Genomic DNA, 13,459 nt, shown 5'->3' with positions numbered 1-13,459 from the left:
AATCAAACGCATTTTCTCTTTTCTTGCGTTGATAATTTTTCTATTTGAATATTATGAATCTTCTTATCGTCGGCAGCGGCGGCCGTGAACACGCCCTGGCCTGGAAGGCCAAACAATCCCCGAAAGTCGAAAAAGTCTTCGTCGCGCCCGGCAATGCCGGCAGCGCGCTGGAACCGGGCATCGAAAACGTCGCGATCGCGGTCGATGACATCGACGCCTTGCTCGACTTCGCCAAACAGCAGGCTATCGGCCTGACCATCATCGGCCCCGAAGTGCCTCTGGTGCTCGGCATCGTCGACCGCTTTCAAAAAGCGGGCCTCCCTTGCTTCGGGCCGACCGCCGAGGCCGCCCAGCTCGAAGGCTCGAAAAGCTTCTGCAAGGATTTCATGATCCGCCACCAGATTCCGACCGCCGCCTATCAGACCTTCACCGACAAGGATCAGGCGATCGCCTATATCAAGGCACAGGGCGCGCCGATCGTGGTCAAGGCCGACGGCCTGGCCGCCGGTAAGGGCGTGATCGTCGCGCAGTCAGAGCAGGAAGCGATCGCTGCGGTCGAAGACATGCTGTCCGGCAACGTGTTCGGCGAAGCCGGCAGCCGGGTCGTGGTCGAGGAATTTTTGCAAGGCGAGGAGGCCAGCTTCATCGTGATCGCCGACGGCAGCCATGCGCTTGCGATGGCGACTTCGCAGGATCACAAGGCCCGCGACGACGGCGACCAGGGCCCGAACACCGGCGGCATGGGCGCGTATTCGCCGGCGCCGGTGGTGACGCCCGAAATCCATCAGCGCGTGATGCATGAGGTGATCGAGCCGACCCTGAAAGGCATGGCCGAAGACGGACTGCCGTACACGGGCTTCCTGTACGCGGGCTTGATGATATCCGCCGACGGTTCGATCAAGGTACTCGAATACAACTGCCGCTTTGGCGACCCCGAAACCCAGCCGATCATGATGCGCCTGAAGAGCGACCTGGTCGAACTCTGCGAGTCGGCCTTGGCAGGCAAGCTCGATCAGGTTACGAGCGAGTGGGACCCGCGCCCCGCGCTCGGCGTGGTGATGGCGGCAGGCGGTTATCCGGACGCCTATCAAAAAGGCGCGGTGATCAAAGGGCTTCCAACCGGCGAAAGCAAAGACAGTAAAGTCTTCCACGCCGGCACGGCGCAATCAGGTAAAGACGTCGTGACCGCCGGCGGCCGCGTGCTCTGCGCCTGCGCGCTGGGCGACACGGTCGCCGAGGCCCAGAACAAGGCCTACCGCCTGGTCCGCGACATCGATTGGGACGCTGTTTATTACCGGACCGATATTGGTTTCAAGGCGATCGATCGGGCGCCGTGAGCTTATCATTGCCAGGCTTCGGCTTGTTCCTCCAACGATAAGTTTTGCGATGTAGCGCTTAACTTAACAGACATGGAGAGGATTTCATCGCCTCGAAAATGAAAGTCATCCGTGGGAGCGACGCCTACGTCGCGATTAGTGTCGGCAGCGGCGACAAAGCGCTAGTCTATCTCGGGCGCTATCTTTATAACCACAGGGATGTGGTGTATGCAGGTTTTGCAGGAGAAAAAACCGGTTAAAGGCGTCATCCAGGAAAAGGATATCCTCGCTGGCCGGGATGGTCAGGTGACGTTCCGATTCCAGGAGAGCAAGACCCACAAAAGAGGCAGACCCGAACGCTGCCCGGCGCCCAGTTCCTGTGGCTGATTCTCCAGCATGTGTTGCCCAAGGGCTTTCGGCGTGCGCGCAACTTCGGCTTTTTGCATCCCAACAGCAAATGGATGCTAACACTGCTTCAGTGCCTGCTCCTGCTCGAACTGCATCCGGTTCAGATTGTGGTTCGCTTCGCTCACACAATCTAACCTTATTCGTTAGGGCGGATGCATTATTGCAAGACCCCGTTCTTGCTCTCGCTACAACTTCCTCAAAACACCCGGCCTCTACAACGGCTACGCGGGGGGCGTCGTACACCGCTCCACTATTGTTACGCCTCCTGTACTCCTTCAGCGACTCGCCGACTTTGATCGCATCCGCTTTACAGCGACAGCAACAGAGGCTGCATTTAGGGCGACCGAATCTCGGCGATAGCCAGATTGTACCGATCCGTTGTAGGGCTCGTATCGTTGATAGTCACCGTAGTGCCAGCCGCAGGCGTCACGGCTGAACTCCGCTGCATCCAGTAAGTGTCGCCGAGAGGCGTAAGGTACTGGTGGATGAGAGTCTGTCCAGAGCCCAGCGTACGTGATATGGGGTTGTCGTAATCGTTTCCGACTCCGACTACCAAAGAGCCACCTCGCGTCGTAGTGAGGGACGCGGTGGGCGCACCGGATCTACTGCTTGCTGTTGCGGTTGCTCCGATTGCGTTGGCACCATTTGTGCCCGTTGCATCGACGCCACTGAAGCTCATCACGGAGATAGCAGCACTGACATTCTGAGACAGGGTCGCCGTGACGGTCTGGTTCGTGAGCGCAGCCGGCGCGAACGTGCGCCAGATTTCTGCTGTACCCCTCTGGGCGTTCGCACGCGCCACGAGAGTCCAGGTTAGTCCGCCGCCGGACACGGCTGTCACAGTAGTATTTGATCCAGAGAGATAATCGGTGGCTATAAAGGCCAGGAGCAGTTCATTACCAGCCGCAGTCGAGAACGTAGGACTGGAGATCGTCTTGCTCCCGGTAGCGTTATCCTTCGACACTACTGCATCGATTGCGATACCCGAACTCGAAGACGTAGCCGAGAAATTCACTCCTGTGACATTACTGCCATTAATCGTCACGGATTGACTCGCCGGAGCGAACGTTACACTCGGGTTGTTTGGCGTCACGGCATAGGAACCGTTTGCGAGATTGGCAAAGGTGAAATTCCCGGACGCGTCGGCAGTAACGGTCGCGGAGGCGGCACCCGACAAAGAAACGGTACTTCCCGCCGTAAGACTCGAGGGCGTCAGCGTCCCAGAGATCGAACTAGAACTTGATGACATCGCCGAGAAATTCACTCCTGTGACATTACTGCCATTAATCGTCACGGATTGGCTCGCCGGTGTGAACGTTACGCCCGATTTGCTTGGCGTCACAATATAAGAACCGTTTGCGAGGTTGGCAAAGGTGAAATTCCCGGACGCGTCAGTAGTAGCGGTCGCGGAGGTCGCGCCTGACAGGGAAACGATACTTCCCGCCGTAAGACTCGAGGGCGTCAGCGTCCCAGAGATCGAGTAGGTGGCACCCAAGGGAGCCCGCACCTCGACTAGGCTGAGGTTGAATCGATCAGTTGTGGGCGCGGTGTCATTGATGGTGGTTGTGGAGCCAGCAATCGGCACCGGAGCGTCCAGTTGCTGCACCCAATAGGTATCACCCGCTGGGGTGAGATATTGATGCACGACAGTTTGACCTGAGCCTGGCGTCCGGGAGATCGCGTTGTCAAAGTCATTGCCAACACCCAGCACGATGGAACTGTCACGGGTAGTGACCAACGAGGCGGTCGGAGCTCCACTGGAACTGTTCGCGCTTCCCGTCGCACCAATTGCACCCGAACCCGCACCCGTCGTATCCACTCCGCTGAAGCTCGCGACGTACATCGAGGAAATGACCGAATTGGACAGAGTGGCTGTCACCGTCACATTGCTCAGGGTCGTGGGAGCAAATGCTCTCCAGATCTCCGACGTGCCGCTCTGGACGTTCGTCCGCTGTACCAGTGACCAGGTCAATCCACCACCTGTCATACCCGTCACGGTAGTGTTGGTACCTGATATGTAATCGGTCGCTATGAATGCCAGGAGCAGTTCGTTCGCTCCGCTGGTCGATACTCCCGAGGTACTTATCGTGTTGCTGTTAGTTGTATTATTGCCAAATGCCTTCATATCGACGGTTGGCGCAGTACTCGAAAGAATGGAGAGAGACACGTTAGCCGAATGGGTAACAGCGCCGCTTGTTCCAGTAACTGTCAAGGTGTATTTGCCTAAAGGTGCATTGGTAGCCGCCGTGATTTGCAGTGTGGCCGTACCGGAACCGGTCACGCTCGAAGGCGTCAAAGAGGCCGTTACGCCGCTCGGAGCTCCGGAAATTCCGAGACTGACGACTGAGGCAAATCCATTAAGCGCGGCTACATTCACGGTATAGTTCGCGCTTTGGCCTGGCAAGACGGATAGGGCCGTTGGGCTCGCCGAGATCTGAAAGTCCGGCGCAGTCCCTGACAACAGCCCGTAGACCGCCACCTGATTGGACCAGGTAGCGACGTATACCCTCCCGTTATTGACCAGTGGCGGCACGAATTTGGCGAAATTGCCGAATCCGTCTCGCGTATCATTCAGAGTCGAGTTCCAGAGCTCCTGCGAGATGTTGCTAGCATTGAATGCATGCAGCACGCCTGGAACCGGTGGATTGTTTTCCGCATCTCCGCTAGCCGCGGTAGTCGCCCAGACGATGCCGCTGTTGGGCATCTCGCCATTGGCGGAGAGCGTGAGAATACCACCGGGGTAGATTTGATTGGTATAGAGTCCCTGTGAGATGGGTGTGCTTGCGAAAGTCGTTCCGTTGAAGGCAAATGCCTTGAGAGAATCACTCTCTCCCCAGTTGTACATCAGCGGGCCGCCGTTCGCGGTGGAGCGCTGCCAGTATACGGGTCCGCCTTTGATTTCCGACGGAAAGTTCAGCTTCTGGACGATCTGGCTGTCGCTCGCGTTGTACTTGCCGAGATTCGACGTGTTAAGTACGTATAGGTCGCCCGCCTTGCCTCCGCCAGCAATCAGGTTTGTTCCCGGGATCAACATCGGGCCCGATCCGGACAGATCGAGATCACCTGAATCGAGCGCGGACCAGTCGCTGGGTGTAAACCAGTCGATCAGCTTCAACCCCTGGGTCGGGTCAAGCTTGAGCACACTCTCGCTGAAGTTATTGATGCCGTCGTAACCGCCGCCAAAGCCATTACCAACAAACACATAAACAAGCCCTGAGCTGTCAACTACCGGCGGGCGGCCGGACTGCCACACGCCACCACCACTATTGCCTGCCGCAACTGTCGCGAGAACACCCGTTTGGGCGAGCGTGTTCTTGTCGTAGGCCATTACCCATCCAGAGAATCCACTGGCGAACTCCAACTGCATAGCTGCGAATCCAAACACTATCTGATTGTCCACTAGCACGAGAGACTGTCTTTGCAGAAGGTATCGCGCGTCGAACGTGACACGACCATAGTTGCCAGAGATCAGTACGCCGGATCCGGGCCGTGCGGCACCCGTCTTAATGTCAATCGCGTGCAGCCGGTACACCATATTGCCATTAGGGGTGCTAGGTGTGACGCCCTCGAGGTCGCAGGCAACGACATACAGCGTATTGGTGGATAAGTCGATCACCGGGGTACTCAGAACACCAAGGTTGCCGACGATTCCACGATCGCCCGAAAATACGAAGTTGCCAATCGGTACGGAGGTGGCACCGACGAGGCTCGCCAGATTGACCCTCCATAGCGGCGCGCCGCCTTTGTCTGCGTCAAATGCGTACAACGTGTCGTTCATTGTGGCGACGTATAAGACGTTATATGTCACCTGGTTGATCACTACGTTCGGCACATACAATGGCTGCGCAAATATAACGTCGTCCACCGGTAAAGTGAAAACGAGCCCGAATGTGCTGGGAGTGACGTTGGCAGTGTTCAGCGTCGTCTCGCTGAGCGTCGCGCCGGTGACTCCAGCGTCGTACCCACGCTGCAGTACTGGTGACTGCGCTAGTGCTATGGTGCTTAGTTGTACAGCGAGCGCAATGCCGACCAGCAAGGTACACAGCGACAAGAGAGCACAACGGAGAACATTCCAACTATTTATCTCGGGCTGTGTGCTCGACGAGAAAAGCGACGATCGCAAAGCGTTCATAATATTTATTTTGTTTCCCTGCATCGCAAACGTCATTAGGCCGTTATATACGGTTAATACTACAGATTTACTGAGTGTAAACTGCATATTCATGATACTTTCTCCAATGCGGGACGATTTGTTTTATTTTTTTTCACAACCATCTCAGATATCGAATTCCTGAGCTTACATAATAGAACCTTATCCTTTGATCTCACCTAGGCTAACCAGAAGAGTATTCTCTCGGTATGAAAAAACAGCAAAAAATTACATGGGGTTTTTACGCCTTGTCTCAGCGCTGATTTGGACAAGATAAATGTCAACAGAACCTAGGGATTTATCAAAAGTTGCAAAATCTTAATGTTATGCCATTCAAGTTTGGAGGCTAGTTCAAGTAGACGGCTGGGTCTGTACGAGACCGCACGTAGTGAGACACGGATATGATATGAAAATTGTTTAGCCTTCCGGGGGTTATTGATTCGGCATCTTTTCCTGCCTCATGGACTGGCCGGGACTTTGAAGGTTCTCGATTTCATTGCCCTCGAGATTTCCGCGAACACCTATCTGAATCTGATGGACCAGTACTAGCCTTGTTACCGGGCCGGTGGTATTCCAGAACTGTCCCGCCCATCAGCGCGGCGGAGTATCGGGAAGCGCACGATACCGCCTGCCGTTGCGGCCGGCAATTCGACAGGCATCGGGCTACTATGGGGCGGGATTGATGGCAGTATAGAGGGGGAGAGTGCGCAAGACCTCCGTGTCGTTTGCCTTAGCGGGAGGGAATGTCCTATGTCCAGTCGCTGGGCAAGGGCATAGAGAATCCAGGCAGGAAGGTCAACAGACAACGGCGCCATAGCAAAGGCCAGCATGACCAGGGCAATCGCGCTATTTTCTCTTTTTTCCGAAGATGAGCTCTGAGCGATAACGGTCACTCAAACAAGCGCGGAGCTTTCGTCGGCGCAAACTGTCTTTGCTGGGTCCGTTGTTATTGAATAGATTCAACGCCTCGCGCCTGATTAATGCGAGATTTTCCGCTGAATGGTCTTTTCTGGCTCGGTTGTCGTCTTCCCCGAACTGCACATCCAGAGGCTAAGGGTCTCGCAATCAAGCATTTTTAGATCTGCTTTTATTGATCGCTCTACTGACTGTAGAATAATGTACGCCAAATGCATCGGCAATTTGCTGCATGGTGTAATCACCGCTCGCATAAGCTTTTTTCACTCCTTCCTTGGCATTGGGAAAGGTTTCGACATAATAGCTTAATGGTTTGCCTAAAGGTCTTCGTTGCGTTTTTGGGATTTCTTTTAAATTCCCCGATTCGGCTTGAATTTGGCTTTGCAGTCTTTCCACGAAGGCTTTCTCGCCAAGAAAAATCTGATTTTTTAGTTTTTCCCAAACGGGAGGCAATCCGATGCCCGCACGGACAAAATTCTGATATCGAACAATCGCTTGTTCTCGTTCCGAACCCAATTGGCTTAACAGCCAATCAACGTGTAAGCATTTTAGCGGCGGAACTTGACCGATCGTTGCTCTATAACTGCTCCAAGGCCAATCCGCTACATCTTTGACCATCTGCGCTCTTACCGGATTCAACACCACATAGCGAGACAGCTCAAGCAAATAACTGTCCTTTTCCACTAGGATAGCTTTATAGCGACCTTGAAACACATGGCCGACGCGCCGATGTTTCCGATTGAAAGTTTGCGTGTAAACACCATTCAACTGACGCATGCCTTTGGATAAATTGCCCTCCACAGTCTCCACCACCACATGGTAATGATTGCTCATCAAACAATACGCATGGCAAATCCAGTTAAACCGGGAGCAAACGTCGTTGAACAATTCGAGCCAGTTTAATCGGTCTTCATCATCAAGGTATATCTCGCTTCTTGCATTACCCCGCGAAGTCACATGATATAACCCGCCTGCCAATTCTAATCTGAGTGGTCTCGCCATAAGTGTCAGTGTAAACAACTTTTTGCTATATTGCAAGACCTGACCCTAAAGTTGCTCTGCTTTGCCCTCGATCGCTTGTTCCCGACGCGATCTACCTCCCCCATCCGTGGGGTCGTATCTCCTGCATCCATGCAGTCGAATGCAAATGTTCCGGCAAAACGCCCCAAGCGTCGATTTGAAAAGGGTGGCGTTCGCGGACCCGTCTCACTACTTCACGCAGCACAAATCGATCTCGCGAATAAGCAGATCGTTATGATGTCGCCGTAGCAGGTTTACCGTAAAGAACCAAGTTCCTCCCGGGATGAATGCGCGCCTATAACTCGGCATAGCCATTTCCGCTTTTGGAAAGCCTCGATTCCGCAAATCTCCAGCGAGGCTACCTTGCTAGAAAGTTCACCTAATGCTCAATCCAAAGCCTGTTATTTCCCTTTGTGTTAATCCTGAAGATAGACGGACGCAGTTTCAAATGCTTCTTCAGGTGTGCCATAAAAACTACCATTGTTTAGTACACAAGGTTCGTATTTCTCATTACTGTAGGTGTAAAAAGCGAAACTCCATGATTCCTCATTACCAAAATAACGAAGCCGACATAAATGAATTGGACTGTTTCTTAGCCTTTCAACATACTCCTCTCTAGTTTCGGGAAAACCTAGTGGATGAAAGTCATCTGCCACATAAGGTTCTACATAGGCATCAATATAACAAAACTGGCTACGAAACCGTATATCGAGACGAGTATACTTACCCGAATAGTTTGCTTCAGCATAGACAAGGATGCGTCGCTTGATATGTTCTTGTATATTTTTTGGTATCTTTAACCCACCAGAATGAGGATCACTAACCCATCTTCGCATGATATTTTCTCTGTTTGCATAATGAACCTAACGGAAAGCTCCTCCGCTGGAGCGTTGAGTTGGCTTTTAATTTTACTCTGACCCCATTTGCGCACGCTAATCGGACCTACGCGGGCTTGGAGCCTAGCCTTCAATGTTAGCGAACCGATTAAGCCGCCACACGATGAACGCCTAAACTATCGCGTTTAGATTCCAGTTGCCACAAATCATAAGCCGATTGGGCAGCAAGCCATGACTCAGCGCTTTTACCAAACGCCAACTCCAACCGCAAAGCCATTTCGGGGCTCACTCCCGTTTTACCGTTTACCAATGCCGACACTGTTTTACGGGTAACGTTGAGCTTTTGGGCTGTTTGGGTAATCGTTAAATTGAGAGGTTGCAGCCAGAGTTCATAAAGGATTTCACCCGGATGCGGGGGATTATACATTTTCATTGACATGTCCCATTAGTGGTAGTCCAGGTAATCGACAACGGAAGCATTGCCGTCCTCAAAGCGAAAGATCACCCGCCAGTTCGCTTGTACCGTAAGAGACCAAAAGCCTTCAAAATTACCTTTTAAGGGATGGAGGCGCAGCGCGGGAGCCTCCAAGTCCCCCAATTGATTGGCATCGTTTAGCAACGCTAAAATTAGACGCAAGCGTTTGGCGTGAATTGCCTGGATACCGCTTTGATTACCCGTGGTAAAGAACTTTTCCAGACCTTTATGAGCGAAGCTTTTGATCATAATAATATACGCAATTGTAACCGCATTGGTTACGCTGCGCAATGTGCAAAAGTTACGCACAGCCCAACGCAGAGCTCAGCGGCGCGACGCTAGAAGCGTCCGCTGGAGCGCCGGGATATGTGAATAATGGGGTCATGCAATCAAGCATTTTTGGATCTGCTTTTATGGACCGCTCTACTGACTGTAGAATAATGTACGCCAAATGCATCGGCAATTTGCTGCATGGTGTAATCACCGCTCGCATAAGCTTTTTTCACTCCTTCCTTGGCATTGGGAAAGGTTTCGACATAATAGCTTAATGGTTTGCCTAAAGGTCTTCGTTGTGCTTTTGGGATTTCTTTTAAATTCCCCGATTCGGCTTGAATTTGGCTTTGTAGTCTTTCCACGAAGGCTTTCTCGCCAAGAAAAATCTGATTTTTTAGTTTTTCCCAAACGGGAGGCAATCCGATGCCCGCACGGACAAAATTCTTATATCGAACAATCGCTTGTTCTCGTTCCGAACCAAATTGGCTTAACAACCAATCAACATGTAAGCATCTTAACGGCGGAACTTTACCGATCATTGCTCGATAACTGCTCCACGGCCAATCCGCTACATCTTTGACGATTTGCGCTCTAACCGGATTCAACACCACATAGCGAGACAGCTCAAGTAAATAACTGTCCTTTTCCACTAGGATAGCTTTATAGCGACCTTGAAACACATGGCCGACGCGCCGATGTTTCCGATTGAAAGTTTGCGTGTAAACGCCGTTCAACTGACGCATGCCTTTGGATAAATTGCCCTCCACAGTCTCCACCACCACATGGTAATGATTGCTCATCAAACAATACGCATGGCAAATCCAGTTAAACCGGGAGCAAACGTCGTTGAACAATTCGAGCCAGTTTACTCGGTCTTCATCATCAAGGTATATCTCGCTTCTTGCATTGCCCCGCGAAGTCACATGATATAACCCACCTGCCAATTCTAATCTGAGTGGTCTCGCCATAAGTGTCAGTGTAATTAAATCTTGCTATATTGCAAGACTTAATGGAATGGTCCGCCCCACTTCCCAAGCGGCCGAAATGGGGCCAAGATGGTATTTTCTATACCCTCTCAACAGAAGCGAGGCAGACCATGGCAAACGATCATACAAACACCGACAATGTCGTCAAAGTATTGGGCATTGATTTGGCTAAACAAAGCTTCCATTTATACGGTGTCGATGTTGCCGGGCAGCGCGTCATCAACAAAACGCTCAGTCGCAAGCAACTGGCCGCTTTCGTGGCCAATCTGCCCCCTTGTCTGATTGGGCTGGAAGCGTGTGGCGGAGCCCACCATTGGGCGCGCCGTTTTAGCGCGTTCGGCCATACGGTGCGCATGATGGCGCCGCAGTTCGTCAAGCCCTACGTCAAATCGAACAAAAATGACGCGGTCGATGCAGAAGCCATTTGCGAGGCGGTACAACGCCCCAACATGCGTTTTGTGCCGACCAAGGGGATCGAACAACAAGACATTCAAAGCCTACATCGGGTGCGTAGCCAGCTGGTGTCCCGGCGCACCGCGCAAGCCAATCAGGTGCGCGGTCTATTATTGGAATACGGCCTGGTGATCCCGAAAGGCATTCATCATGTCAGGAAAGCCTTGCCGGCGCTTCTGGAAGATTCGGAGAATGCCTTATCCGCCTTATTCCGGGAATTGCTCAATGAACTTTATGATGAAATGGGGTATTTGGATCAACGCATTGCGACGCTTGAACGGAAATTAGCGGCCATCAGCGCTCAGCATGAAGACTGCCAACGGTTGATGACGATTCCGGGCGTGGGGCTACTAACCGCGACCGCGCTGCTCGCGGCCATCGGCGACATTAGCGTCTTTAAAAGCGGTCGGGAACTGGCAGCCTGGTTAGGGTTGGTGCCCCGGCAGCATTCCACCGGCGGCAAGCCGACGCTATTAGGCATCAGTAAGCGTGGCGATGCCTATTTGCGGACGTTGCTGATTCACGGCGGGCGCTCGGTTTCGCGGGTGGCACACAAGCACGAGGACAAGCATCATCTCTGGATCAGCGACATCAAGCGTCGACGCGGCGAAAATATTTCCAATGTCGCGGTGGCCAACAAGAATGCCCGCATTGCCTGGGCATTGCTGACCAAGAAAGAAAATTATCGGGCGGCAGCATGAGGGCCATATCACTCTTCAAAAGGGGAAGCTCTTCCTGTCGAGCCAAACAGTGAAACGGGTAAACATCAGCAACGAATTGCGGAGATAACATTCAAGTGATGGCATAAAAGGTAACACCTGCATTCCAAGAGCCTGCTGGGGTCTCGGGCTCATTTGAAGCCGTAGACCTGATGAGGTGGGAATGCGCGAATTCCATCAGGGCCGGAAGTCATTGAGCACTTCATCATAAGGCCGGATATATGGGCGCATTATTTCTTTATGTCACATGTGAATTTTTTCTTGCAATACGGGGCGGACCATATATGACCCCATAGTCTGCAAACTGAGTAAGAAGATAAAATGGAATAAATTTATCACTCAAAAACCAATTTGAATTTGCGATTTCTAAAAGTAACTGGTCGCATTGCCGTAAAGCCTTTGGGTCAAACTCAATAAGTAACATGGCTGCAATTGAACTAGCTCCATCCAATTCGTATTGCAACGCCATAGAAAATAAAGCATCAAAAAGTCTTGCTGAGCCTAAGCCAACTAACGATTGGCGCAACTCAAAGAATTGATCATAGTTTTTAATCTTGGACAGGTGTTCCCTTTTGATCAAGTTCTCGATATTCATTTTCTTCGCCAACTTGGATGCTTAACGTGAAGCTGAGAGACGCAGCGCGCAAAACGTGGAAGAGAAAACCACGCCGTTCACCGCGTCCCTCTCGAGCGCAGGGTTAGGCGTTACGACGTACATTTGCTTCCTCCATAGCCAACCTTTTAGCTAGTGAATAAATTTTGGTACGCAATATCTCAAACTTTTCATTGGCAGAAGCAACATCAGAATCTTTAATTTTGTGCCCGTTTGTCGGGTGAATTACTAAATCATTTATGCTGCCCATGCCGCCATATGCAGTGAGTAAATGCTCCACACCATATAGGTCTAGGTTTCTAATTAAGCGCGCGTCATTTTCCAACCAGCTACTCCAGTGTTTTTCACCGTATTGAGCTAATAATGATTGAGCTGCCTCCAGTAACGCCACCAATTTTTGAATGTTCGGATGCATAGAGCGCCTAGCGTTTTAGCTCAGGGTCGTCGGCCCTGCAGCGAATGGTTAGAGGCCAACACACCGGAAACCCAGCCGAGCTGCCCAAGAAAATTATTTAGCCGAGCCACGGCTTCACTAGGTGCGACCTCGCGATGCCACTGCCTAGCCTTCTGTTGCGTGTCTTCATACCTGAACTCTACATTGCCGTTGCCCATAGGCGATATGCGAAGAAGCGGGCCGGAATATGGATATGAAACTTCAGTTTGAACAATGCAAAGGTCGACGACGGAGGTCCAGCCATACAACGCGTTGCTCAAAGGCCCTTTGGCAATGTAGGCGACGAGGTCCCGAATTCCCGCCAACGCTTCGCTTTTCTCAGCGAATGGTTCGTAGTGAGACAGAATGTCATTCCATTTTCGAATCACGACACAACTTTCCTTGGCCTCTAACGTTAAGTAGACACCTATTTAGATGTATATTAATCTACGATTATCGGTGTATAACGCCACTCTGACAATCTGTTAAACTAAATGCTACAGTATTTAATTATTGATAGCAACCTTCCTATGCTAGCGAAAAATACACCGCCTAAACTCCTTGATCAAGTCCGCGACAAGATTCGCGTCAAGCACTACAGCATCCGTACCGAAAAGCTCTATGTGCAGTGGATCAAGCGGTTTATTTTGTTTCATGGCAAACGTCATCCGTTAGAAATGGGTGCGGTGGAGGTTGAAGCATTTTTGACGCATCTGGCTGTGGAAAGCCATGTATCGGCTTCAACGCAAAATCAGGCGTTGTCCGCTTTACTGTTTTTGTATAATTTGCTCGATCCGGGCTACGACATCCGCATGGTGCAGGAGTTGCTCGGGCACAGGATGTGCATACGACGATGATCTAC

The 13,459-nt window shown here is 51.7% G+C and carries 11 protein-coding genes and 1 pseudogene; 4 read left to right on the top strand and 8 right to left on the bottom strand.

The features are described 5' to 3' along the window. The first annotated feature begins 53 nt into the window (after positions 1–53). Complete coding sequence (gene purD, locus METLA_RS0113955; RefSeq protein ID WP_024299128.1) at positions 54–1,337, top strand: phosphoribosylamine--glycine ligase; 1,284 nt, start codon at positions 54–56, stop codon at positions 1,335–1,337. A 137-nt stretch (positions 1,338–1,474) separates the two neighbouring features. Next, positions 1,475–1,804, top strand: a pseudogene (locus METLA_RS22095) (transposase); the annotation flags it as partial. 254 nt (positions 1,805–2,058) lie between these two features. Here METLA_RS22095 and METLA_RS0113940 read toward each other — a convergent pair. The 6 genes from METLA_RS0113940 to METLA_RS0113905 all read right to left on the bottom strand — a co-directional run bounded on the left by METLA_RS0113940 (position 2,059) and on the right by METLA_RS0113905 (position 10,361). Further along, on the bottom strand, positions 2,059–5,949 hold the full coding sequence (locus tag METLA_RS0113940) for a hypothetical protein (RefSeq protein ID WP_024299127.1): 3,891 nt from the start codon (positions 5,947–5,949) through the stop codon (positions 2,059–2,061). Between the two features lie 990 nt (positions 5,950–6,939). Next, on the bottom strand, positions 6,940–7,791 hold the full coding sequence (locus METLA_RS0113930) for an REP-associated tyrosine transposase (protein WP_024299126.1): 852 nt from the start codon (positions 7,789–7,791) through the stop codon (positions 6,940–6,942). Positions 7,792–8,225: 434 nt separating this feature from the next. After that, complete coding sequence (locus METLA_RS22080; protein WP_084480146.1) at positions 8,226–8,645, bottom strand: hypothetical protein; 420 nt, start codon at positions 8,643–8,645, stop codon at positions 8,226–8,228. A 148-nt stretch (positions 8,646–8,793) separates the two neighbouring features. Further along, positions 8,794–9,078: a HigA family addiction module antitoxin gene (locus METLA_RS0113915; RefSeq protein ID WP_024299125.1), complete on the bottom strand. Its 285-nt coding sequence runs from the start codon at positions 9,076–9,078 to the stop codon at positions 8,794–8,796. Positions 9,079–9,090: 12 nt separating this feature from the next. Continuing rightward, positions 9,091–9,369, bottom strand: coding sequence for a type II toxin-antitoxin system RelE/ParE family toxin (locus tag METLA_RS0113910; RefSeq protein WP_024299124.1), 279 nt, complete (start codon positions 9,367–9,369; stop codon positions 9,091–9,093). 140 nt (positions 9,370–9,509) lie between these two features. Beyond that, a complete protein-coding gene (locus tag METLA_RS0113905) occupies positions 9,510–10,361 on the bottom strand; it encodes an REP-associated tyrosine transposase (RefSeq protein WP_024299123.1) in 852 nt (283 codons plus the stop codon). Positions 10,362–10,489: 128 nt separating this feature from the next. On the opposite strand from METLA_RS0113905, the gene METLA_RS0113900 reads away from it, so the two are divergent. Continuing rightward, positions 10,490–11,533 (top strand): IS110 family RNA-guided transposase, encoded by a 1,044-nt coding sequence (locus tag METLA_RS0113900; RefSeq protein ID WP_024298166.1) that lies wholly within the window; start codon positions 10,490–10,492, stop codon positions 11,531–11,533. 256 nt (positions 11,534–11,789) lie between these two features. On the opposite strand, the gene METLA_RS0113895 is transcribed toward METLA_RS0113900, so the two are convergent. Together METLA_RS0113895 and METLA_RS21470 are read right to left on the bottom strand one after the other, a co-directional pair. Next, positions 11,790–12,146 (bottom strand): hypothetical protein, encoded by a 357-nt coding sequence (locus METLA_RS0113895; protein WP_024299122.1) that lies wholly within the window; start codon positions 12,144–12,146, stop codon positions 11,790–11,792. A 103-nt stretch (positions 12,147–12,249) separates the two neighbouring features. After that, on the bottom strand, positions 12,250–12,579 hold the full coding sequence (locus METLA_RS21470) for a DUF6966 domain-containing protein (protein WP_024299121.1): 330 nt from the start codon (positions 12,577–12,579) through the stop codon (positions 12,250–12,252). A gap of 512 nt (positions 12,580–13,091) precedes the next feature. Between METLA_RS21470 and METLA_RS0113880 the strand changes: the two genes are divergently transcribed. Then, the gene (locus tag METLA_RS0113880) at positions 13,092–13,454 is read left to right on the top strand and encodes a phage integrase N-terminal SAM-like domain-containing protein (protein ID WP_425411750.1); all 363 of its coding nucleotides are present in this window, start codon (positions 13,092–13,094) and stop codon (positions 13,452–13,454) included. The last annotated feature ends 5 nt before the right edge of the window (positions 13,455–13,459 follow it).

This window comes from Methylomicrobium lacus LW14 (assembly GCF_000527095.1).
Taxonomy (GTDB): Bacteria; Pseudomonadota; Gammaproteobacteria; order Methylococcales; family Methylomonadaceae; genus Methylomicrobium; species Methylomicrobium lacus.
This window is presented reverse-complemented; position numbering and strand designations above follow the sequence as displayed.

Bases quoted from the DNA above. Each gene is read 5' to 3' on its own strand.
- purD (WP_024299128.1), top strand. From the start codon at position 54: ATGAATCTTCTTATCGTCGGCAGCGGCGGCCGTGAACACGCCCTGGCC.
- METLA_RS0113940 (WP_024299127.1), bottom strand. From the start codon at position 5,949: ATGAATATGCAGTTTACACTCAGTAAATCTGTAGTATTAACCGTATAT.
- METLA_RS0113930 (WP_024299126.1), bottom strand. From the start codon at position 7,791: ATGGCGAGACCACTCAGATTAGAATTGGCAGGCGGGTTATATCATGTG.
- METLA_RS22080 (WP_084480146.1), bottom strand. From the start codon at position 8,645: ATGCGAAGATGGGTTAGTGATCCTCATTCTGGTGGGTTAAAGATACCA.
- METLA_RS0113915 (WP_024299125.1), bottom strand. From the start codon at position 9,078: ATGAAAATGTATAATCCCCCGCATCCGGGTGAAATCCTTTATGAACTC.
- METLA_RS0113910 (WP_024299124.1), bottom strand. From the start codon at position 9,369: ATGATCAAAAGCTTCGCTCATAAAGGTCTGGAAAAGTTCTTTACCACG.
- METLA_RS0113905 (WP_024299123.1), bottom strand. From the start codon at position 10,361: ATGGCGAGACCACTCAGATTAGAATTGGCAGGTGGGTTATATCATGTG.
- METLA_RS0113900 (WP_024298166.1), top strand. From the start codon at position 10,490: ATGGCAAACGATCATACAAACACCGACAATGTCGTCAAAGTATTGGGC.
- METLA_RS0113895 (WP_024299122.1), bottom strand. From the start codon at position 12,146: ATGAATATCGAGAACTTGATCAAAAGGGAACACCTGTCCAAGATTAAA.
- METLA_RS21470 (WP_024299121.1), bottom strand. From the start codon at position 12,579: ATGCATCCGAACATTCAAAAATTGGTGGCGTTACTGGAGGCAGCTCAA.
- METLA_RS0113880 (WP_425411750.1), top strand. From the start codon at position 13,092: ATGCTACAGTATTTAATTATTGATAGCAACCTTCCTATGCTAGCGAAA.